Consider the following 20,496-nt stretch of genomic DNA (forward strand, 5'->3'; position numbering starts at 1 on the left):
AGGTTGTCGGCCGTTTAACGAGAATGATGAGCGATTGGCGCTAGAAAGGCATGCTGGCAGGCGGTGCGCTGTTGTGCGCACCGCCTCTGGCATTACGGCAGGACTTGCTTGAACGGCTTGACGATAACCTTGTCATAAACCCCGGCGGCAACGTACGGGTCGGCGTCAGCCCAGGCTTGAGCGGCGCTCAGCGACTCGAACTCAGCGACGATCAGGCTGCCGCTGAAACCCGCTGCACCAGGATCGTTGCTGTCGATGGCCGGGTGCGGGCCTGCCAGTACGATGCGGCCTTCAGCCTTGAGTTGCTGCAGGCGCTCCAGGTGGTCAGGGCGCGCAGCCAGGCGGATTTCCAGCGAGTTGGCAACGTCACTGGCGATGATGGCGTAGAGCATGTCAGTCCTCGGTTTTCGATGTGGTGGTGTCACTGTCGTGCAGGTGGCGGGACAGGTACACGCCCTGGCCGACCAGGAAGAGTACGGTCATGCCCAGGCTGCCAAACACCTTGAAGTCGACCCAGAAGCTCTGGAACGTGAATGCGACGAAGAGGTTGGCGGCGCCACAGAACAGGAAGAAGAAGATCCAGGCGACGTTCAGGCGGTTCCAGATCGGGGCCGGCAGCGTCAGGGCGTGCCCCATGATACGTTTGATCAGCACGCGATCGCCGACGAAGTGGCTACCGGCAAAGGCCAGCGCAAACAGCCAGTTCACCACCGGCGCTTTCCATTTCAGGAAGGTCTCGCTATGGAAGGCCAGTGTCAGGCCGCCAAATACCAGGCAGGCGACCAGGGTCAGCCATTGGCCTTTTTCCAGCTTGCGCTGGCGGATGAGCAACGCGCCATAGACCACCAGTGAGCTGATGATCAGCATCGCTGTAGCACTATAGATACCGCCCAGCTCGAAGGCGTGGCCGGCAATTTCGACGGCACGGGGTTCAAGTTTGTAGACGATGAAGAACAGGATCAGCGGGATGAAATCGATGAATTGTTTCACAGTGGCAGCCAGAAGCAGGATGTGACGGCATAATAACAAACATCAATGACAGCGAAAGCGCCACCTATGAATGTTGATCTGCACTGCCACAGTACGGCCTCCGATGGCGCCTTGTCGCCCACGGCTCTGGTCGCCCGGGCTCATGAACACGGCGTGCGGACATTGGCCCTGACCGACCACGACACCCTTGAAGGGCAAATTGAAGCGCGTACCGCCACGCGTGCGCTGGGCATGCAGTGGGTCAGTGGCGTAGAGCTGTCCTGTACCTGGGGCGGTGCCACCATTCATGTGCTGGGCTATGGGTTTCCACTCGATGCCGCACCGCTGAATGCCGCAGTTGAAGCGTTGCATCAGGGGCGCTGGTTGCGTGCCGAGGAAATCGACCGACGGTTGGCGGCGAAAGGCATGACCGGGGCGCTTGACGGTGCCCGGGACATTCAGAAAGAGCTCGGCGACAGCGGCAATGCCCCGGCCCGACCGCATTTTGCCGAATTTCTGGTGCGTGCCGGTTACGTCAAGGATCGTGGAGAGGCGTTTCGCAAATGGCTCGGGGCTGGCAAGCTGGGCGACGTCAAGCAGCACTGGCCGAGCCTGGAGGACACCGTTGAAACCTTGCGTCAGTCGGACGCCTGGGTGAGTTTGGCGCACCCGCTGCACTATGAATTTACGCGCAGCAAGCGCCGTCGGCTGATTGCCGACTATATTCAAGCAGGCGGGCAAGCGCTGGAAGTGGTGAATGGGATGATGCCAGCTGAACAGGTCGGCACTATGTCCATCCTGGCCCGTGAATTCGGTCTGCTGGCCAGTGCCGGCAGTGATTTCCATGGTCCGGGCGCCTGGTCGGAGATCGGTGTCTACCGGCCATTGCCCGAGGATCTGCCGCCTCTATGGCGCCGATTCAAGCATGAGCAGCCTAACGACGCGGTCTGAACAGGTAGAAAATGTGAGTCAATTTTTCCAGATTCATCCGGAGAATCCGCAGCCGCGCCTGATCAAGCAGGCCGTGGAGATTATCCGAAAGGGGGGGGTGGTGATCTACCCCACCGATTCGGCCTATGCAATGGGTTGCCAGATCGGCGACAAAAATGCCATTGAACGGGTTCGGCATTTGCGCAAGCTGGACAAAAACCACAACTTCACACTGCTGTGTTGTGACATGTCGCAGTTGGGGCTGTATGCCAAGATCGATACCGGTACCTTTCGCTTGCTCAAGGCCCATGTGCCGGGGCCATACACCTTTATCCTCAATGCTACCCGTGAAGTGCCACGGTTATTGATGCATGAAAAGCGCCGTACCATCGGCCTCAGGGTGCCGGATCATCCGATCATGCTGGCGCTGCTTGAAGAGTTGGGTGAGCCCTTGATGAGCGTGAGTCTGATCTTGCCGGGTGATGACGAACCCATGACTGACCCATATGAAATGCGCCAGCGCCTGGAGCACCATGTCGACCTGATCATCGACGGTGGTTTTGGCGGCCTCAAGGCGTCCACAGTCATCAATCTGGCTGAGGGCGAGCCGGAAGTGGTGCGCGTGGGCTGCGGCGACCCTGCCCCTTTTCTGGTCGAAGCGTGAGCCAGGCCGTCATCACCGAGTCGCTGGTCGATCCACAGGCAGGGGCGCAGCAAGAGTTGCCGCTGGTGCTGGTCTATGGCCAGGCCCTGACCGAAATGCCGGTGGACCTGTACATCCCGCCGGACGCGCTTGAGGTCTTTCTTGAAGCCTTTGAAGGGCCTCTGGACCTGTTGCTCTATCTGATTCGCAAGCAGAACATCGACATTCTCGACATCCCTGTGGCCGAAATTACACGCCAGTACATGGGGTACGTCGAGTTGATGAAGAGCGTGCGCCTGGAGTTGGCTGCCGAGTACCTGGTCATGGCGGCGATGCTGGCCGAGATCAAGTCGCGCATGCTGCTACCGCGCTCGGCGGAGATCGAGGCCGAGGAAGACGACCCGCGCGCCGAGTTGATTCGCCGCTTGCAGGAGTACGAACGCTTCAAGGCCGCCGCCGAAGGTATTGACGCGCTCAGTCGCGTGGGGCGTGATGTGATCGTGCCCAGGCTTGAGGCGCCTCAAGCCAAGGTGCGCAAGTTGCTGCCTGATGTCAGCCTTGAAGAGCTGCTGGTCTCCATGGCCGAGGTCCTGCGCCGTGGCGATCTGTTCGAGAGCCACCAGGTCAGTCGCGAGGCGCTGTCCACTCGGGAACGCATGAGCGAGGTGCTTGAACGTCTCAAGGGCGGCGGTTTCGTGCCATTTGTCGAGCTGTTTACGGCAGAAGAAGGCAAGCTGGGCGTTGTAGTGACCTTTATGGCGATCCTTGAGCTGGTCAAGGAATCCTTGATCGAACTGGTGCAAAATGAGCCCTTTGCCGCGATCCATGTCCGGGCGCGTGCCGAGTAACCCCTACAAGCAACGAGCATGGCAATGAACCTGAACGACCCGCGGGACCTGGCGCCCCTGCTTGAGGCCTTTCTGTTGGCGTCGGGCAAGCCGCAATCGCTGGAGCGGCTCTTTGAGCTGTTCGAGGAAGCCGAGCGCCCGGAGCCTGCGGTCTTCAAAAAGGCTTTGGAAGTGCTGCGCAAGTCCTGCAATGGCCGTGCGTTCGAACTCAAGGAGGTGGCCTCCGGCTACCGTCTGCAGATTCGCGAAGACTATGCCCCCTGGGTTGGGCGGCTTTGGGAAGAGCGTCCGCAGCGCTATTCACGTGCGCTGCTGGAGACCATGGCCCTGATCGCCTATCGCCAGCCCATCACTCGTGGCGAGATCGAAGACGTGCGCGGTGTGGCGGTCAACAGCAACATCACCAAGACCTTGTTGGAGCGCGAGTGGATTCGTGTCGTTGGCTACCGGGAAGTGCCGGGTAGGCCCGCAATGTTCGCTACCACCAAGGCCTTTCTCGATCATTTCAACCTCAAGAGCCTCGACCAGCTTCCGCCACTGGCCGAACTGAGGGAAATGGAACCCGAGCCGCTGCTTGATCCGGACGATGCTCCCGTACCTGCTCATCTGCAGGCGCTGGCGGATGCCAGTGCCGAGCCCGAAGCCGAGCGCGAGGAAACCAGTTTTCACAGCCTGCTGGTTGAGCTCGACTCGATGGAGGAGGGGCTCAAGACCGACTTCGAGGACCTGCTCGATGAACCCTCGCCGCCAGCTGAAGAAGCGGAATCTGTCGAAGATTTGCCTCGCGACTGAGCTCACCTTCGAGCGGAAAATGCCCGTTGGCCGGCGATTTTCAATGCGTCTGTGATGCGCCGCGTCTGCGTTCGGCGTATCATTCTCGCCCGTTTGGGCATCAGTGTGCCCACACCATGATTTTCAGTACACCGGGAGGTGCCCAGATGAGTGAACAAGACCTGCAAGAACCCCAACCCCGTCCAGCCGGCGAGAAACTGCAAAAAGTGCTCGCACGTATTGGCGTGGGCTCGCGTCGTGATGTGGAAGCCTGGATCGGTGAAGGTCGCATCAAGGTCAATGGCGTTGCAGCCACCCTTGGCCAGCGCGTCGACCTGCACGACGCCATCTCGGTCGATGGCCGCCTGATCAAGCGAGAAGAGGCGTCCGAAACCGTGCGCCGCGTGATCATGTACAACAAGCCTGATGGTGAGATCTGCACCCGTGACGACCCGGAAGGCCGTCCGACCGTGTTTGACCGCCTGCCTCGCCCGAAGGAAGGCCGCTGGATCAACATCGGTCGTCTCGACATCAACACCACGGGTCTGTTGATGTTCACCACTGACGGTGAACTGGCCAACCGCCTGATGCACCCGTCCTACGAAATGGACCGCGAGTATGCGGTGCGTGTGCGTGGTGAGGTCGACGAAGACATGCTGACCCGTTTGAAAAACGGCGTCATGCTTGAAGACGGCCCGGCTCGTTTCACCGACATCCAGGAAGCGCCTGGCGGTGAAGGCTTCAACCATTGGTACCACTGCGTGGTGATGGAAGGGCGCAACCGTGAGGTTCGTCGCCTGTGGGAATCCCAGGGGCTGGTGGTCAGCCGTCTGAAGCGCGTGCGTTTCGGCCCGGTGTTCCTCAACTCCGATCTGCCGATGGGCCGCTGGCGCGAAATGAGCCAGGGCGAAGTGGATATCCTGGCTGCCGAAGTGGGCCTGACCCCAGTCGCCATGCCGGCCATGAAAGCCAAGGTCAAGGACAAGCTTGAGCGGATGCAGCGTAAATCGTCCAAGCCAGTTGGCCGTGGTGAACGTGTGCGTACACTGCGTCCAGCCAAAGACGGTGCGACCGAGCGTCCAGCACGTCAGCCACGCGAGGAGGCGCCACGCAAGGGGCGTTCTACTGTCGCTGAGCGTCCCAGCGAGATGAACAAGCGCAAGCCTGCGCCGAAGCGTCCAGGCAGCAGCCGTGGCAAGCCGCCACGCGCTGAGTAAGCGTTACCACAGCCACCTTCGGGTTGGCTCAGGCTGCTGACAAACCCCCGCTTTTTAGCGGGGGTTTGTTTTTTAAGGCAAAGGCCTCGCGCACAGGCTTACACCTCGCTGACTCTGTCGCTGTAGGAGCGGGTCTTGCCCGCGATACAGCCCCCGCGCACTGGCTGACACCCCGCTGACCCTATCGCAGGCAAGCCTGCCCTCCACAGTGCGGAAAGTTTTTGAACCGTCTTGTAAGAAAATATTTACAAGAATGCCGTTTTTTCCCCGTCAAATCGGCCATCGCCTGCAGCTGTAACAAAACCTTGCCGAAAATCCCCTCTCGTTGCGCTTTCCGTTAGCGTCAATGGCTTGCTCGCGTCTGCCGGGCGCGGTGATATGTGCGCCATTGCCGTGTGCAAAGCCGGGCCGAAGAGCCTGGGCTGCTAATAAGAACAATCGGAGGCGCCATGCACGCCAGACACACTTCCAGGCTTCACCTCTCCCACAGGACCGGTGCGTTTTGTCAGCAGACATTAACGCAACGTGTTGACCCCTGCCCGACTGCAGGGGTATACAATGCGCCGCGTTTTAACTGTGACCCCAATGCGTACCGCGCAATCTTGCTGACACCAGGCTAATTCGTCCGGGCTGCCGCCCGTATGACCGACCCCGTCCAAGAACCCTCAAGGTCTACCACCTTGTTAATTCCGCTGCGCCACGAGTGCGGTGGGTCCGATTCCGTCACAGATAAAAACAAACAGGTGACTCCGTTCATGAGTGGACAAAACTCGCATTCAGGTGAGCTCAAGCGCGGCCTGAAAAATCGCCACATCCAGTTGATCGCCCTGGGCGGTGCAATTGGCACCGGGCTGTTTCTCGGCTCGGCAGGCGTGCTGAAGTCGGCGGGCCCGTCGATGATTCTTGGTTACGCGATCTGTGGCTTCATCGCGTTCATGATCATGCGTCAACTCGGCGAGATGATCGTCGAGGAACCGGTTGCCGGTTCGTTCAGCCATTTCGCCCACAAATACTGGGGTGGTTTCGCCGGTTTCCTCTCTGGCTGGAACTGCTGGGTACTGTACATCCTGGTGGGCATGTCGGAGCTGACGGCAGTCGGCAAGTATGTCCACTACTGGTGGCCGGAGATCCCGACCTGGGTTTCGGCAGCCGTTTTCTTCGTGATGATCAACGCGATCAACCTGGCCAACGTCAAAGTCTTTGGTGAGGCTGAATTCTGGTTCGCGATCATCAAGGTGCTGGCGATCGTCGGCATGATCGCCCTGGGCAGCTACATGCTGGTCAGTGGTAGTGGTGGTCCGCAAGCTTCGGTCAGCAACCTGTGGGATCACGGTGGTTTCTTCCCGAATGGTGTCAGTGGCCTGGTCATGGCGCTGGCGATCATCATGTTCTCCTTTGGCGGCCTGGAAATGCTCGGTTTCACTGCGGCCGAAGCCGACAAGCCGAAAACCGTGATTCCCAAGGCGATCAACCAGGTCATCTACCGTATCCTGATTTTCTACATCGGCGCCTTGGTCGTACTGTTGTCGCTGACTCCATGGGATAGCTTGTTGACCAGTCTGAACAGCTCTGGTGACGCGTACAGTGGCAGCCCATTCGTGCAGGTGTTCTCCCTGCTCGGTAGCAACACCGCCGCGCATATTCTCAACTTCGTGGTACTGACGGCGGCACTGTCGGTCTACAACAGCGGCACCTACTGCAATGCCCGTATGCTCTACGGTATGGCTGAGCAGGGCGATGCTCCTGCAGGCCTGGCGAAAATCGACAAGCGTGGTGTGCCGGTGCGCTCGATTCTGGCCTCGGCCGGTGTGACCTTGGTTGCTGTTCTGCTCAACTATTTCATCCCGCAGCATGCGCTGGAGTTGCTGATGTCGCTGGTGGTTGCAGCCCTGGTGATCAACTGGGCGATGATCAGCTACTCGCACCTCAAGTTCCGCCAGCACATGGACCGTACCGGTCAGACTTCGCTGTTCAAGGCGCTGTGGTACCCCTATGGCAACTATATCTGCCTGGCTTTCGTGCTCTTCATCCTTGGCATCATGCTGCTGATCCCGGGCATCCAGGTATCGGTTTACGCCATCCCTGTGTGGGTGGTGGTAATGTGGGGTTGCTACGTGCTAAAGAACAAGCGTAGCGCCCAGGCATCCGTTGCCGCTGTGAGCGCCACAGCCAAGTAACACGCTGCGACGCTGTTCGAAAGCCCGGCCTTGTGCCGGGCTTTTGGTTTTTATGGGGTATGCTGAAGGCTGTTCTCTTCAAGCCAGACCCATGCTGATCATATCCAATGCTGTGCATATTCCTGACGACGAAATCGAACTGAGCGCGATCCGTGCCCAAGGTGCTGGTGGGCAAAACGTCAACAAAGTGTCCAGTGCCGTGCACCTGCGTTTCGATACGCAGGCCTCGTCATTGCCGACGTTCTACAAGGAGCGTTTGCTGGCGCTGCGTGATCACCGTATCACCCGCGAGGGCGTGATCATCATCAAGGCTCAGCAGTACCGTACGCAGGAGCAGAACCGCGCCGACGCCTTGGAGCGCCTGCTCGAGTTGATCAAGGCAGCGGTCAAGGTTGAGAAGGTGCGCAGGCCGACGCGCCCAACGCTGGGCTCCAAGACCCGCAGGCTGGAGAGCAAGAGCAAGCGTGGAACGGTAAAGGCTGGGCGGGGCAAGGTGGATTACTGAGGGGGCTTGGTGGTGTGAAAACCGCGGGCTGGGTTGCCCCGATACTGGTTTTCACACCCTCTGTGCGCGGTTATTCCTGGTCGGCGCTCGGGAGTTCTTCGCCGTTGGTGTCAGCAGCATTGGCTGATTCGGCGCTATGAAGAGCAGGTTCCTGCTCGGCGGGGTTCAGGCTTGGGAAGGGAAGATTCGGGATTTCATGCATCTCGTCGTTCCTCGCAAGTGTGAGTGGAAAGGCTGCGCAATACACGCATGGCTTTGCAAAAAGCCTCGGCAGGATACAGGAGTCTGCGTGACAGTATGAGTTTTACTGCCAATCGGCAGCTCATACTTTGGGCGTGGTCGGCGTGGCTGGTGGGTGCTAGTGCGTGGGGGTGTTTCGTCAGCGAGGCCGTTCCCTTGCGGAGAACGGCCTGCTTGGGGTTAGCGACAGACGTCGGCAATGGCTGCTGCCAGTGCGTCCAGTCGTGCAGCATCTGCGCCGGCGATGTTCGCCCGGCCTGTGCTGACCAGATAGACGCTGTGTCGCTCACGCAGTTGCGTGACCTGTTCCGCAGACAAGCCCGTGTAGGAGAACATGCCCCGTTGCTGAGCAATGTGGGCAAAACGCTCCCCCAGGCCGTGTGGTGCCAGTGCCTCGACCAGGCCTGTGCGCAGTTGGGCGATGCGCTGGCGCATGGCGTCCACTTCTTCTACCCACAGGTGTTTCAATCCCGGATCGCCAAGAATCTGCGCAACCACGGCGGCGCCATGGTCGGGTGGCGTTGACCAGAGGTTGCGGGCCAGCAGGGCCAATTGGCTGCGTACATCCAACAGCTTCTGGGCGTCGCCACTGCAGACCAGCAGGGCACCCGTGCGCTCCCGGTACAGGCCGAAGTTCTTCGAGCAGGAGCTGGTGATCAGTAGCTCAGGCAGTTCAGCAGCGAACCGCCGTACCATCCAGGCGTCTTCCTCAAGCCCATCGCCAAAGCCTTGGTAGGCGAAGTCGATCAGTGGCAGTAGTTCTCGACGGCGAACGACCTCCAGCACGGCCAGCCAGTCCTGTTGTGACAGGTCAAAACCGGTCGGATTGTGGCAGCAGGCGTGCAGCAGTACCACGTCGCCCTTGGGGGCAGACTCCAGTGCCGCCAACATGGCCGGGACGTTCAGGCGGTTGTCTGCGCCCACATAGGGGTAGTGATGAACCGCAAGGCCGGCACTGGCAAAGAGGGTCTCATGGATGGGCCAGGTCGGATCGCTCAGCCAGATGCCGCGGCCCGGCAGGCAGTGCTTGATGAACTCCGCAGACAAGCGCAAAGCACCTGTGCCTCCTGGTGTCTGGGTGGCACCGACGCGTTGCGCTGGTAGCAGCGGCGACTCGTCCCCCAGCACCAGTTCACAGATCAGGCGACCGAAAGCAGCGTCGCCATGACCTCCGACGTAGCTCTTGCTGGCCTGGTTGTCGAGCAGGCGTTGCTCGGCAACTTTCACCGCAACAGGGACCGGTGTCAGCCCCTGAGCATCCTTGAACACGCCGACGCCAAGGTCGAACTTGTTCGGGTTGCTGTCTTTGGCATAGGCCTCCATCAGCCCCAGGATTGGGTCGCCCGGTACGCGCGCGATGGCGTCGAAGTGCATTACTTGCGACCTTCGGCGGTCTGGGCGACTTCGTCGGTGCGGGCGGCCATGATGAAATCGTTGCGGTGCAAGCCTTTGATCGAGTGGCTCCACCAGGTCACGGTGACTTTGCCCCACTCGGTCAGCAGGCCTGGGTGATGACCTTCGGCTTCGGAGATTGCCCCGACCGCATTGGTGAAGGCCAGTGCGTGGGCGAAGTTCTTGAACAGGAAAACTTTTTCCAGCTGCATGATGCCGTCGCGAACTTCGATGTTCCAATCCGGAATCTGTTTGATCAGTACCGGCAATTCTTCGTCGCTGACCTGTGGGGCATCGGCACGGCAGGCTTCGCAGTGGGCTTGGTTCAAGGCGTTCATAGGTATTTCCGCAAGTGGTTTGTTATGGGTATGAATGGGCAGCTCAGGCGGCTACCTTCGGTGGAAATTTCGGTGCGTGAAGGCCTAGCTGCATAGCAGTCTGGACCATGCCCATGATGTCTTCGTGGGCGAGGTCGAACAGGCGCTTCAGGTCCGGCAGCACAAAATACAGGGGCTGCAGGATGTCGATACGGTAGGGCGTGCGCATGGCTTCGAGCGGGTCGAAGGCCTGGTGCTCAGGCTCGCTGGACAGGCTGTAGACCGTTTCCTTCGGTGAGGAAAGGATGCCGCCGCCATAGATCTTGCGGCCTTGCGGCGTTTCCACCAGGCCAAATTCAATGGTCATCCAGTACAGGCGAGCCAGGTAGACGCGCTGTTCCTTGGTGGCGTTCAAGCCGAGTTTGCCGTAGGTGTGGGTGAATTCGGCGAACCAGGGGTTGGTCAGCAGCGGGCAGTGGCCGAAAATCTCATGGAAAATGTCCGGTTCTTGCAGGTAGTCGAGTTCTTCACGGGTACGAATGAAGGTGGCGACCGGGAAGCGCTTGCTGGCGAGCAGTTCAAAGAAGGTCTGGAAGGGGATCAGCGCAGGCACGCGGGCAACCTGCCAACCCGTGGTTTCGCCCAGTACCTTGTTGATCTCGCCCAGTTGCGGGATGCGGTCATGAGGCAGGCCCAACTGATCAATGCCATCCAGGTACTCTTGGCACGCACGGCCTTCGATGACCTTCAGTTGGCGGGTAATCAGGGTATTCCACACCGCATGTTCTTCCTGCGGGTAGTCAATGAACCCCTGCGCATCGGGCTCGCGAGCCACGTATTGCGTCTGTTTCATGCTGCTCTCCTGCTGAGGGCCTTTATTGTTATGGGTCAAGCCATGGCCCTAGAGATAGCCTTTCGCGGATGCGTTTGCACCTGGGGCAGGGCGGAGCATCTACTCGAAAGGACGGGTTTTCTGTAACGATAACTTTACGATTCTCCACTGCTTCGGTAATCAAAGGCTCGTATGCCATTGAGGTTGGGTTGATTTGTCACGTATTCTTTACAGTAATTCTAGCGCTTGTGTGAATAGTTGCCGAGCGAAGCCTTACTTGTAGGACATTTCATGCGTATCAAAGTGCATTGCCAAAACCGCATTGGCATCCTGCGTGACATCCTCAACCTGCTGGTGGATTACGGTATCAACGTTGCTCGTGGCGAGGTGGGTGGGGAGCATGGCAATGCGATCTACCTGCATTGTCCGAACCTGATCAATCTGCAGTTCCAGGCCCTGCGGCCAAAATTCGAGTCGATTGCCGGTGTGTTCGGTGTGAAGCGCGTCGGGCTCATGCCCAGTGAGCGTCGTCACATGGAGCTCAATGCGCTGCTTGGTGCCCTGGATTTCCCGGTGTTGTCCATCGACATGGGGGGCTCGATCGTTGCCGCCAACCGTGCCGCGGCGCAATTGCTGGGGGTGCGGGTCGATGAGGTGCCGGGTATTCCCTTGTCCCGCTATGCCGAGGATTTCGACTTGCCGGAGTTGGTGCGGGCGAACAAGTCACGCATCAATGGCTTGCGGGTCAAGGTCAAAGGCGATGTCTTTTTGGCAGACATCGCGCCCTTGCAGTCTGAGCATGATGACAGTGAAGCGCTGGCGGGCGCGGTACTGACTTTGCACCGTGCCGATCGCATTGGTGAGCGGATCTACAATGTGCGCAAACAGGAGTTGCGAGGCTTCGACAGCATTTTCCAAAGTTCGAAAGTCATGGCTGCCGTGGTGCGTGAGGCGCGCAGGATGGCACCTCTGGATGCGCCCTTGCTGATCGAGGGTGAGACCGGTACAGGCAAAGAGCTACTGGCTCGCGCTTGTCATTTGGCCAGTCCGCGCGGGCAGGCGCCGCTTATGGCGCTTAACTGTGCCGGGCTGCCTGAGTCGATGGCTGAGACCGAGTTGTTCGGCTATGGCCCGGGCGCCTTTGAGGGCGCTCGCGCCGAGGGCAAATTGGGGCTGCTGGAGCTGACGGCGGGAGGGACGCTGTTTCTCGATGGTGTTGGCGAGATGAGCCCGCGCTTGCAGGTCAAATTGCTGCGCTTCCTGCAGGATGGCTGTTTCCGTCGGGTGGGCAGTGATGAGGAGGTGTATCTGGATGTGCGGGTCATCTGCGCTACTCAGGTTGACCTGTCCGAGTTGTGCGCACGCGGTGAGTTTCGCCAGGATCTCTATCACCGCCTGAATGTGCTCTCGCTGCATATTCCGCCACTGCGCGAATGCCTCGATGGATTGCCGCCACTGGTCGAGCATTTTCTGGATCAGGCCAGTCGGCAGATTGGTTGTGCGTTACCGAAGTTGGCGCCTGCGGCGATGGAGCGTCTGAGTCAGTACCAATGGCCTGGTAATGTTCGTCAATTGGAGAATGTTTTATTTCAGGCGGTTTCACTGTGTGATGGAGGCATTGTGAAACCTGAACATATTCGCTTGCCGGACTACGGTGCGCGTCAACCCTTGGGTGAGTTTTCCCTGGAGGGCGATCTTGCGCAAATAGTGGGGCGTTTTGAAAAAGCGGTATTGGAGCGCTTGTTGGATGAGTATCCAAGCAGTCGCGCTTTGGGAAAGCGGCTGGGTGTTTCACATACCACGATTGCCAACAAGTTGCGTGAGCACGCGGTTGGAAAGTCAGGGGCGGGTGGCGCTGAGTAAAGTGTGCCAGCAGTTGCTTGCGTTTCAGGAGGGGCGCAGCGCGCCTCGTTCTTCGGGAAGCGAGGCGCTGCGGTCAGTGGCTCCGGCGATCAGCCGTTGGAGCAACCGTTACCCATTACTCGGTATTCGAGAATGTGTTTTTGGCCCTGCGAGTCTTCATAGGTCATGCGTGCTGGGACGACTTCACACACATTTGGAATTTCGCTCATGGAAATAACTTTGGCGATGTCCAAGTGTTGCGAGTAACTGTACTGTTCAACCGGAATTTGCTCGGCCGCATTATTTGCAACTTCATCAGCCATGGCGGATGCGCAAACAGTGCCGAGTGCCAATACCAGTAAAGCTTTCATGTTCATTTTACCTGTCTAGGTCTTAAGGGGCACGTAGCCCTTGTGGAGCTACGTGTGCAACAACAGAGTTAATGCTCAAAATTAATGCGTGATTAACGGGCCTTCGTGGGGGCTGTAACAAGTTGTTAATCGCGTTGCCGTTGCTGGCGAGGTGAATTTTAGGGCGGGGTCGTGGTGGTAAACAGATGCACTTTTGATAAACACTATTGACGGAAACTGTAACAATCGACTGGTAATCTTGGTCGTCGCCTGCAAATCTAAGTGGTGCATCTCTCTGTAAGGCTTGATTTAGAGCCATTTCTGTCAAATATTGACTGAAAAGACTGCTTTGTTACTACCAATGTCGAATGGTCTGTGCGGCTCTGGTACAGTTACATCGGGGTCATACAAAAACAACTATTACACCGAGGTAAAAAAGATGAGTGCGGCTTCCCTGTATCCCGTTCGTCCCGAGGTTGCAGCCACCACGTTGACCGACGAGGCAACCTACAAGGCCATGTACCAACAGTCGGTGATCAACCCGGACGGCTTCTGGCGCGAGCAGGCTCAACGCATCGACTGGATCAGGCCCTTCACCAAGGTCAAGCAGACCTCTTTCGACGATCACCATGTCGATATCAAATGGTTCGCCGACGGCACTCTGAACGTTTCCTACAATTGCCTGGACCGCCACCTGGCGGAGCGCGGAGACCAGGTCGCCATTATCTGGGAGGGTGATGACCCTTCTGAAAGCCGCAACATCACCTACCGCGAGCTGCATGAGCAGGTCTGCAAGTTTGCCAACGCCCTGCGCGGTCAGGATGTTCACCGTGGTGATGTCGTCACTATCTATATGCCCATGATTCCCGAGGCTGTGGTTGCCATGCTGGCATGTGCCCGCATCGGTGCCATTCATTCGGTCGTATTCGGTGGTTTCTCGCCCGAGGCGTTGGCCGGTCGTATCATTGACTGTAAATCCAAGATCGTAATCACGGCGGATGAGGGGTTGCGTGGTGGGCGTCGTACGCCGCTGAAGGGCAATGTCGACCTGGCACTGACCAATCCCGAAACCAGCAGCGTGCAGAAAATCATCGTCTGCAAGCGCACCGGGGGAGAGATCGCTTGGCACCAGCATCGTGACATCTGGTACGAAGACCTGATGAAGGTTGCCTCCAGCCATTGCGCGCCGAAGGAAATGGGTGCGGAAGAGTCGCTGTTCATCCTCTATACCTCGGGCTCCACCGGTAAGCCAAAGGGTGTCATGCATACTACGGGTGGTTATCTGGTGTATGCCGCGCTGACCCATGAGCGGGTCTTTGACTACCGCCCGGGCGAGGTCTACTGGTGCACTGCCGACGTCGGCTGGATCACCGGCCACAGCTACATCGTTTATGGCCCGCTGGCCAATGGTGCGACCACCTTGCTGTTTGAAGGTGTGCCGAACTATCCGGACATCACGCGTGTATCGAAGATTATCGACAAGCACAAAGTGAATATTCTTTACACGGCGCCGACGGCTATTCGCGCGATGATGGCTGAGGGGCAGGCCGCAGTTGCTGGCGCCGACGGCTCCAGCTTGCGTCTTCTGGGTTCTGTGGGTGAGCCGATCAACCCCGAAGCCTGGAACTGGTACTACCAGACCGTCGGTAAAGAGCGCTGCCCAATCGTCGATACGTGGTGGCAGACCGAGACCGGTGGCGTGCTGATCAGCCCGCTGCCGGGTGCTACCGCGCTCAAGCCCGGTTCGGCAACGCGTCCGTTCTTCGGTGTGGTGCCTGCGTTGGTGGACAACCTTGGCAACCTGATCGATGGTCCTGCCGAGGGTAACCTGGTGATTCTCGATTCCTGGCCAGGCCAGGCGCGTTCGCTGTTTGGTGATCACGATCGCTTCGTCGACACCTACTTCAAGACGTTCCGGGGTATGTACTTCACGGGTGATGGCGCCCGTCGCGACGAGGATGGCTACTACTGGATCACCGGGCGTGTGGATGACGTGCTCAACGTTTCCGGCCACCGTATGGGGACTGCCGAAATCGAAAGCGCCATGGTTGCCCATCCTAAAGTCGCTGAAGCGGCTGTTGTGGGCGTACCGCACGACATCAAGGGTCAGGGCATTTATGTCTATGTCACCCTTAATGGAGGGGTGGAGCCGACCGATGCGTTGCGTCAGGAACTGAAAAACTGGGTGCGCAAAGAGATTGGTCCGATCGCTTCGCCGGACGTTATCCAGTGGGCGCCGGGTTTGCCGAAGACGCGGTCGGGCAAGATCATGCGGCGCATCCTGCGCAAGATCGCGACGGCTGAGTACGATGGCCTGGGTGATATCTCGACCCTTGCCGATCCAGGCGTCGTGCAACATCTGATCGATACCCACAAGGCCATGACCGCCGCCTGACGGTTACGGTGTTGCACAAGCCCCGCCCGGCACACGTCAGGCGGGGCTTTCTAGTCTTTGTGGGTAATAAGCTGTTACTTCGACATTCATCGGTAACCAATTCTGTCACCGGTCCTGCGCAGAAGCGGGGCAAAGAGAAACGTGAGTGCCTGTTTTTGGGGTTTTTCTTTCGGGTGAAACAGTATGTCGTCACGCTGCGCTTGCCGGATTAGAAGGCTTTGCCAATAATGGGCCCGGTTATTGCTTGGTTGATAGGTTATTTGTCTTTCGCTTTTGCATACTATGTGAAGGCTGTCAATATCTCGGGCTGGTGCTTCTGGTGCTTCTGTAACTAGTTGTCGCATTGAAGAAATATCGGCTTCGGGGCTGTCGCTAAAATGCCAATCACTTGCTCGTGTTGCTTCGACTGTCCGTCGAGCACCGCGCGGCTTCTGCGTTGTACCCATTCGCATATTGGGCAGTCGTTCCCCTGCCTCATATTGCCCTGTACCGATGGAGTTCTCAGATGAAGAAACTCGCACTGCTTGGCGCACTGGCGCTGTCTGTGTTTTCCCTGGCATCGCTGGCTGATGAGAAGCCGTTGAAAATTGGTATCGAGGCCGCCTACCCACCCTTCGCCTCGAAAGCGCCGGACGGCAAAATCGTTGGCTTTGACTACGACATCGGCAACGCCTTGTGCGAAGAGATGAAGGTCAAGTGTGTATGGGTCGAACAGGAGTTCGATGGTCTGATCCCAGCGTTGAAAGTGCGCAAGATCGACGCGATTCTTTCGTCCATGTCGATTACTGAAGATCGCAAGAAGTCGGTTGATTTCAGCGACAAGTACTACTTGACGCCAGCGCGCCTGGTGATGAAGTCGGGTGCTCAGGTCAGTGAAAGCCTGGATGAGTTGAAGGGCAAGAAGATTGGCGTTCAGCGTGGTTCGATTCACGACCGCTTTGCCAAGGAAGTCTTTGCACCGAAAGGCGCAGAAATTGTCCCTTACGGTACCCAGAACGAAATCTACCTGGACGTCGCTGCCGGTCGTCTCGATGGCACCGTGGCCGATGCTACGCTGTTGGAGGACGGTTTCCTGAAGACTGATGCAGGCAAGGGCTTCAGCTTTGTCGGCCCGGCCTTCACGGATGTGAAGTACTTTGGTGACGGCGTTGGTATTGCCGTACGCAAAGGCGACAAGGCTAATCTGGATCGCATCAATGCGGCCATCGCGGCTATTCGTGCCAATGGCACGTACAAGCAGATCCAGGACAAGTACTTCAACTTCGACATCTACGGTCCTGAGACCGCGAAGTAAATCGTCGAAGTTTCACCTGTGTAATGGTGCAAGCAGCAGAGGCTCTGAGGTTTGCACCATTTTTTCATCCCTAAGGTCGAGGACCTCATCATGTTGAAAGGCTACGGGGCAGTCATACTCGACGGAGCATGGCTGACGCTACAGCTTGCCCTGTCGTCAATGGCCCTGGCCATTGTACTCGGCCTGATTGGCGTGGCATTGCGGCTATCGCCGGTACGCTGGTTGGCGTGGTTGGGTGATCTGTATGCCACGGTGATTCGCGGTATCCCCGATCTGGTGCTGATCCTGCTGATTTTTTACGGTGGCCAGGACCTGCTCAATCGGATCGCGCCACTGCTGGGTTACGACGATTACATTGACCTGAATCCCCTGATCGCGGGTGTCGGTACCTTGGGCTTCATTTTTGGTGCCTACCTCTCGGAAACGTTTCGCGGTGCGTTCATGGCGATTCCCAAGGGGCAGGCTGAGGCCGGCATGGCCTATGGCATGAGCAGTGTGCAGATTTTCTTCCGGGTGATGGTGCCGCAGATGATTCGGCTGGCCATTCCGGGCTTCACCAACAACTGGTTGGTACTGACCAAGGCTACGGCGTTGATTTCCGTAGTCGGTTTGCAGGACATGATGTTCAAGGCCAAGCAGGCGGCCGACGCCACCCGTGAACCCTTCACCTTCTTCCTGGCGGTGGCAGCGCTGTACCTGGTGATTACCAGTGTCTCGCTGTTGGCGCTGCGTCATCTGGAAAAACGCTACTCGGTTGGCGTAAAGGCGGCTGAACTATGATCTTCGACTACAACGTCATTTGGGATGCTTTGCCACTGTACATGAGTGGTTTGCTGACCACGCTCAAGTTGCTTGCCTTGTCGCTGTTTTTTGGTCTGCTGGTATCTATCCCATTGGGTTTGATGCGGGTCTCGAAGCAGCCTGTGGTCAACCTGCTGGCCTGGCTGTACACCTATGTGATTCGTGGCACGCCGATGCTGGTGCAGCTGTTCCTGATTTACTACGGCTTGGCCCAGTTTGAGGCGGTGCGTGAAAGCTTCCTCTGGCCGTGGCTGTCCAGTGCAACCTTCTGTGCGTGCCTGGCCTTCGCCATCAACACCAGTGCCTACACTGCGGAGATCATTGCAGGCAGCTTGAAGGCTACCCCTCATGGGGAGATCGAGGCGGCCAAGGCTGTCGGTATGTCGCGGGTCAAGATGTACCGGCGGATCCTCCTGCCGTCGGCACTGCGTCGTGCACTGCCGCAATACAGCAACGAGGTGATCATGATGCTGCAGACCACCAGTCTGGCATCCATTGTCACGTTGATTGATATCACCGGCGCCGCCCGGACCGTCAATGCCCAGTTTTACCTGCCGTTCGAAGCCTATATCACCGCCGGCGTGTTCTATCTGTGCATGACCTTCATCCTGGTCCGCCTGTTCAAGATGGCCGAGCGCCGCTGGCTTGGCTACCTGGCGCCGCGCAAGGGCTGAGGCCTGCGGCATTTTTTTCGCCCCGGGCATTTGCTCATGACAGACCGTTTTTTGAGAACCGACAGCATGTACAAACTCGAAGTCCAAGATCTGCATAAACGTTACGGCAGTCACGAAGTGCTCAAGGGCGTATCGCTTGCTGCCAAGGCAGGCGATGTAATCAGTATCATTGGTTCCAGTGGCTCGGGCAAAAGTACGTTCCTGCGCTGCATCAACCTGCTGGAGCAGCCGCACGCCGGTAAAATCCTGCTGAACAATGAAGAGCTCAAGCTGGTGCCGAACAAGGAGGGTGCGCTCAAGGCCGCCGATCCCAAGCAGCTGCAGCGCATGCGTTCTCGCCTGTCGATGGTGTTTCAGCACTTCAACCTGTGGTCGCACATGACCGCGCTGGAGAACATCATCGAGGCGCCCGTCCATGTATTGGGCATGTCCAAGAAGGATGCGCTGGAGAAGGCAGAGCATTACCTGGCCAAGGTGGGTGTTGCGCATCGCAAGGACGCCTATCCTGGGCATATGTCCGGTGGCGAGCAGCAGCGCGTGGCCATTGCCCGTGCGCTGGCGATGGAGCCAGAAGTGATGCTGTTCGACGAGCCTACCTCGGCGCTTGACCCGGAGCTGGTGGGTGATGTGTTGAAGGTGATGCAGTCGTTGGCTCAGGAAGGCCGGACCATGGTCGTGGTGACGCATGAAATGGGCTTTGCCCGTGAGGTGTCGAATCAGTTGGTGTTCCTGCACAAGGGCTTGGTGGAAGAATGTGGCAACCCGCGTGAAGTGCTGGTCAAACCGCAATCCGAGCGTTTGCAGCAGTTCTTGGCAGGTAGCCTGAAATAATCTGCCATTGAGGCTCAGCAGGGCTGCCGCTTTGCACCAAAACAGGTCATGCTGCGTGTCGGTTGCAGTTTGACCTTTGTCTCATCCACGGTTTCGGATCGTCCTTTATGACCACCCAGCGCATTGCTTTTCTCATTTGGCCCAGCACCAAGGCCCTGACCCTGGCGCTGGCCGAGGAGGTCTTGCAGGTTGCCCAGAAAGTGCATCCTGAGGTGGTTTATGAGTTGCGTTTCCTGCAGGCGGAGGCGCCTGTCGAAGGCGCTTGGCGTTTGCCGGGCGAGCCTTGGGCGGGGCGTCTGGAAGGCTGTCACAAGCTCTTTCTGCTGGCGGATGAGCCGCCTCAGGCTATCAACTCGGCGCTGGGCAGCGCGCTCAAGCAACTGGTGCGCGCAGGTTGTGTGATTGGTGGCTTGTCTGCCGGTATCTACCCGTTGGCCATGCTGGGCTTGCTCGATGGTTACCGCGCAGCTGTCCATTGGCGCTGGCAGGATGATTTCAACGAGCGCTTCCCCAAGGCCATTGCGACCAGTCACCTGTTCGACTGGGACCGTGACCGCCTGACGGCCTGCGGCGGCATGTCTGTCGTGGATCTGCTGCTGGCGGTGCTTGCGCGTGATCACGGTGCGGAGTTGGCCGGCGCAGTCTCCGAAGAGCTGGTGGTTGAGCGTATCCGTGAGGGCGGTGAGCGCCAGCGTATCCCGCTTCAGAATCGTTTGGGCTCAAGCCATCCCAAGCTGACCCAGGCGGTGCTGTTGATGGAGGCCAACATTGAAGAGCCGCTGACCACTGACGAAATTGCGCAGCATGTATGCGTATCTCGTCGGCAGCTAGAGCGTATCTTCAAGCAATACCTGAACCGTGTTCCTAGCCAGTACTACCTGGAGTTGCGGCTGAACAAGGCGCGGCAGATGCTCATGCAGACCAGCAAATCGATCATTCAGATTGGTCTGTCGTGCGGCTTCTCCTCTGGGCCGCACTTTTCCAGCGCCTATCGCAATTTTTTCGGTGCAACGCCGCGTGAAGATCGCAACCAGCGCCGCAGCAGCAGCCCCTTCGAACTCTCTTCTGTGCCCGCCGAACGCGGTTGATTCCCCAGTGTTGCCTCGGCAGTAAGCCACTCCCCTTATAGCGATCTCTCGGTAAATGTGCGGCGACAGCATCGGTTCGGTTGTCGTCGGGTCGAGTGCGCGTAATGTCTGGGCCGTTGGCGTGGGGCCGCTCCCGTGAAACAGGTTGTCGTGCTGATGCGCACGCCCGGAAATTTCTCCATCTGCCCTTGAAGCGGAATCTCCCCGTCGACAGCTCGCACCGTTTAAACTGCGCCTTTGCGACCCTATTTGTCGCATTGCCGAAAGCCTTGTTAAAACAGGGTTTGGCGCTATAAGAAGTTGTCGCTTGGCGGCAAGGACAGGCGCCAATCTCTCCTTACAATCCCCCCATCGCTCGCCAGTTTCAGGCAGGCGTTCCT

General features: G+C 58.3%; 21 protein-coding genes. 14 read left to right on the plus strand and 7 right to left on the minus strand.

The window, feature by feature from the left end:
* Positions 1-92: 92 nt before the first annotated feature.
* Positions 93-392, minus strand: coding sequence for a YciI family protein (locus tag CS390_RS06950; RefSeq protein ID WP_099773869.1), 300 nt, complete (start codon positions 390-392; stop codon positions 93-95).
* 1 nt (position 393) lies between these two features.
* Positions 394-990 (minus strand): septation protein A, encoded by a 597-nt coding sequence (locus tag CS390_RS06955; protein ID WP_099773870.1) that lies wholly within the window; start codon positions 988-990, stop codon positions 394-396.
* Between the two features lie 66 nt (positions 991-1,056).
* Here CS390_RS06955 and CS390_RS06960 point away from each other — a divergent pair, with 66 nt between their 5' ends.
* The 7 genes from CS390_RS06960 (at position 1,057) to arfB (ending at position 8,060) form a co-directional block, all read left to right on the plus strand.
* Entirely contained in the window at positions 1,057-1,920 is an 864-nt protein-coding gene (locus CS390_RS06960) for a PHP domain-containing protein (protein ID WP_099773871.1), read from the plus strand.
* Positions 1,921-1,933: 13 nt separating this feature from the next.
* Positions 1,934-2,563: an L-threonylcarbamoyladenylate synthase gene (locus CS390_RS06965; protein WP_099773872.1), complete on the plus strand. Its 630-nt coding sequence runs from the start codon at positions 1,934-1,936 to the stop codon at positions 2,561-2,563.
* Between the two features lie 95 nt (positions 2,564-2,658).
* Complete coding sequence (locus CS390_RS06970) at positions 2,659-3,390, plus strand: ScpA family protein (protein ID WP_176717454.1); 732 nt, start codon at positions 2,659-2,661, stop codon at positions 3,388-3,390.
* 24 nt (positions 3,391-3,414) lie between these two features.
* On the plus strand, positions 3,415-4,182 hold the full coding sequence (gene scpB / locus CS390_RS06975; RefSeq protein ID WP_065760906.1) for an SMC-Scp complex subunit ScpB: 768 nt from the start codon (positions 3,415-3,417) through the stop codon (positions 4,180-4,182).
* A gap of 146 nt (positions 4,183-4,328) precedes the next feature.
* Positions 4,329-5,378 (plus strand): 23S rRNA pseudouridine(2605) synthase RluB, encoded by a 1,050-nt coding sequence (gene rluB, locus CS390_RS06980; protein WP_065760907.1) that lies wholly within the window; start codon positions 4,329-4,331, stop codon positions 5,376-5,378.
* Between the two features lie 755 nt (positions 5,379-6,133).
* Positions 6,134-7,555 carry an amino acid permease gene (locus CS390_RS06985; RefSeq protein ID WP_099773873.1) on the plus strand — a complete coding sequence of 474 codons (1,422 nt, stop codon included), beginning with the start codon at positions 6,134-6,136 and terminating at the stop codon, positions 7,553-7,555.
* A 91-nt stretch (positions 7,556-7,646) separates the two neighbouring features.
* Entirely contained in the window at positions 7,647-8,060 is a 414-nt protein-coding gene (gene arfB / locus CS390_RS06990) for an alternative ribosome rescue aminoacyl-tRNA hydrolase ArfB (protein ID WP_065760730.1), read from the plus strand.
* Positions 8,061-8,130: 70 nt separating this feature from the next.
* On the opposite strand, the gene CS390_RS25265 is transcribed toward arfB, so the two are convergent.
* From CS390_RS25265 to phhA, 4 genes are all read right to left on the minus strand, one after another.
* Positions 8,131-8,262, minus strand: a complete 132-nt coding sequence (locus tag CS390_RS25265) for a hypothetical protein (RefSeq protein WP_256587578.1) — start codon at positions 8,260-8,262, stop codon at positions 8,131-8,133.
* Between the two features lie 218 nt (positions 8,263-8,480).
* Complete coding sequence (locus tag CS390_RS06995; protein ID WP_099773874.1) at positions 8,481-9,674, minus strand: amino acid aminotransferase; 1,194 nt, start codon at positions 9,672-9,674, stop codon at positions 8,481-8,483.
* On the minus strand, positions 9,674-10,030 hold the full coding sequence (locus CS390_RS07000) for a 4a-hydroxytetrahydrobiopterin dehydratase (RefSeq protein ID WP_065760732.1): 357 nt from the start codon (positions 10,028-10,030) through the stop codon (positions 9,674-9,676). Before CS390_RS07000 ends, CS390_RS06995 begins: the two co-directional genes overlap by 1 nt.
* A 43-nt stretch (positions 10,031-10,073) precedes the next feature.
* A complete protein-coding gene (gene phhA / locus CS390_RS07005; protein WP_099773875.1) occupies positions 10,074-10,862 on the minus strand; it encodes a phenylalanine 4-monooxygenase in 789 nt (262 codons plus the stop codon).
* A gap of 270 nt (positions 10,863-11,132) precedes the next feature.
* Here phhA and CS390_RS07010 point away from each other — a divergent pair, with 270 nt between their 5' ends.
* A complete protein-coding gene (locus tag CS390_RS07010) occupies positions 11,133-12,704 on the plus strand; it encodes a sigma-54-dependent transcriptional regulator (protein ID WP_065760734.1) in 1,572 nt (523 codons plus the stop codon).
* An 89-nt stretch (positions 12,705-12,793) separates the two neighbouring features.
* Here the strand turns inward: CS390_RS07010 and CS390_RS07015 are convergent, their stop codons facing one another.
* On the minus strand, positions 12,794-13,054 hold the full coding sequence (locus tag CS390_RS07015) for a DUF2790 domain-containing protein (protein ID WP_065760735.1): 261 nt from the start codon (positions 13,052-13,054) through the stop codon (positions 12,794-12,796).
* A gap of 418 nt (positions 13,055-13,472) precedes the next feature.
* Between CS390_RS07015 and acs the strand changes: the two genes are divergently transcribed.
* The 6 genes from acs (at position 13,473) to argR (ending at position 20,116) form a co-directional block, all read left to right on the plus strand.
* The gene (gene acs / locus CS390_RS07020; RefSeq protein WP_099773876.1) at positions 13,473-15,428 is read left to right on the plus strand and encodes an acetate--CoA ligase; all 1,956 of its coding nucleotides are present in this window, start codon (positions 13,473-13,475) and stop codon (positions 15,426-15,428) included.
* A gap of 505 nt (positions 15,429-15,933) precedes the next feature.
* Positions 15,934-16,722, plus strand: coding sequence for an ABC transporter substrate-binding protein (locus CS390_RS07025; RefSeq protein ID WP_065760737.1), 789 nt, complete (start codon positions 15,934-15,936; stop codon positions 16,720-16,722).
* Between the two features lie 90 nt (positions 16,723-16,812).
* The gene (locus tag CS390_RS07030; protein WP_065760738.1) at positions 16,813-17,502 is read left to right on the plus strand and encodes an ABC transporter permease; all 690 of its coding nucleotides are present in this window, start codon (positions 16,813-16,815) and stop codon (positions 17,500-17,502) included.
* Positions 17,499-18,197, plus strand: a complete 699-nt coding sequence (locus CS390_RS07035) for an ABC transporter permease (protein WP_065760739.1) — start codon at positions 17,499-17,501, stop codon at positions 18,195-18,197. Before CS390_RS07030 ends, CS390_RS07035 begins: the two co-directional genes overlap by 4 nt.
* A gap of 66 nt (positions 18,198-18,263) precedes the next feature.
* The gene (locus CS390_RS07040; RefSeq protein WP_099773877.1) at positions 18,264-19,028 is read left to right on the plus strand and encodes an ABC transporter ATP-binding protein; all 765 of its coding nucleotides are present in this window, start codon (positions 18,264-18,266) and stop codon (positions 19,026-19,028) included.
* Positions 19,029-19,135: 107 nt separating this feature from the next.
* Positions 19,136-20,116 (plus strand): transcriptional regulator ArgR, encoded by a 981-nt coding sequence (gene argR / locus CS390_RS07045; protein WP_099773878.1) that lies wholly within the window; start codon positions 19,136-19,138, stop codon positions 20,114-20,116.
* Positions 20,117-20,496: the final 380 nt, after the last annotated feature.

Origin of the sequence: Pseudomonas sp. HLS-6 (genome assembly GCF_002753995.1) — a bacterium.
GTDB classification, from domain to species: Bacteria; Pseudomonadota; Gammaproteobacteria; order Pseudomonadales; family Pseudomonadaceae; genus Aquipseudomonas; species Aquipseudomonas defluvii.

Coding starts and splice junctions, on each gene's coding strand:
- argR (WP_099773878.1), top strand. CDS start 19,136: ATGACCACCCAGCGCATTGCTTTTCTCATTTGGCCCAGCACCAAGGCC.
- rluB (WP_065760907.1), top strand. CDS start 4,329: ATGAGTGAACAAGACCTGCAAGAACCCCAACCCCGTCCAGCCGGCGAG.
- CS390_RS07035 (WP_065760739.1), top strand. CDS start 17,499: ATGATCTTCGACTACAACGTCATTTGGGATGCTTTGCCACTGTACATG.
- arfB (WP_065760730.1), top strand. CDS start 7,647: ATGCTGATCATATCCAATGCTGTGCATATTCCTGACGACGAAATCGAA.
- CS390_RS25265 (WP_256587578.1), bottom strand. CDS start 8,262: ATGCATGAAATCCCGAATCTTCCCTTCCCAAGCCTGAACCCCGCCGAG.
- CS390_RS07015 (WP_065760735.1), bottom strand. CDS start 13,054: ATGAAAGCTTTACTGGTATTGGCACTCGGCACTGTTTGCGCATCCGCC.
- CS390_RS06985 (WP_099773873.1), top strand. CDS start 6,134: ATGAGTGGACAAAACTCGCATTCAGGTGAGCTCAAGCGCGGCCTGAAA.
- CS390_RS07040 (WP_099773877.1), top strand. CDS start 18,264: ATGTACAAACTCGAAGTCCAAGATCTGCATAAACGTTACGGCAGTCAC.
- CS390_RS07000 (WP_065760732.1), bottom strand. CDS start 10,030: ATGAACGCCTTGAACCAAGCCCACTGCGAAGCCTGCCGTGCCGATGCC.
- CS390_RS06950 (WP_099773869.1), bottom strand. CDS start 392: ATGCTCTACGCCATCATCGCCAGTGACGTTGCCAACTCGCTGGAAATC.
- CS390_RS07030 (WP_065760738.1), top strand. CDS start 16,813: ATGTTGAAAGGCTACGGGGCAGTCATACTCGACGGAGCATGGCTGACG.
- CS390_RS06960 (WP_099773871.1), top strand. CDS start 1,057: ATGAATGTTGATCTGCACTGCCACAGTACGGCCTCCGATGGCGCCTTG.
- CS390_RS07010 (WP_065760734.1), top strand. CDS start 11,133: ATGCGTATCAAAGTGCATTGCCAAAACCGCATTGGCATCCTGCGTGAC.
- CS390_RS06995 (WP_099773874.1), bottom strand. CDS start 9,674: ATGCACTTCGACGCCATCGCGCGCGTACCGGGCGACCCAATCCTGGGG.
- acs (WP_099773876.1), top strand. CDS start 13,473: ATGAGTGCGGCTTCCCTGTATCCCGTTCGTCCCGAGGTTGCAGCCACC.
- CS390_RS06970 (WP_176717454.1), top strand. CDS start 2,659: ATGCCGGTGGACCTGTACATCCCGCCGGACGCGCTTGAGGTCTTTCTT.
- phhA (WP_099773875.1), bottom strand. CDS start 10,862: ATGAAACAGACGCAATACGTGGCTCGCGAGCCCGATGCGCAGGGGTTC.
- scpB (WP_065760906.1), top strand. CDS start 3,415: ATGAACCTGAACGACCCGCGGGACCTGGCGCCCCTGCTTGAGGCCTTT.
- CS390_RS07025 (WP_065760737.1), top strand. CDS start 15,934: ATGAAGAAACTCGCACTGCTTGGCGCACTGGCGCTGTCTGTGTTTTCC.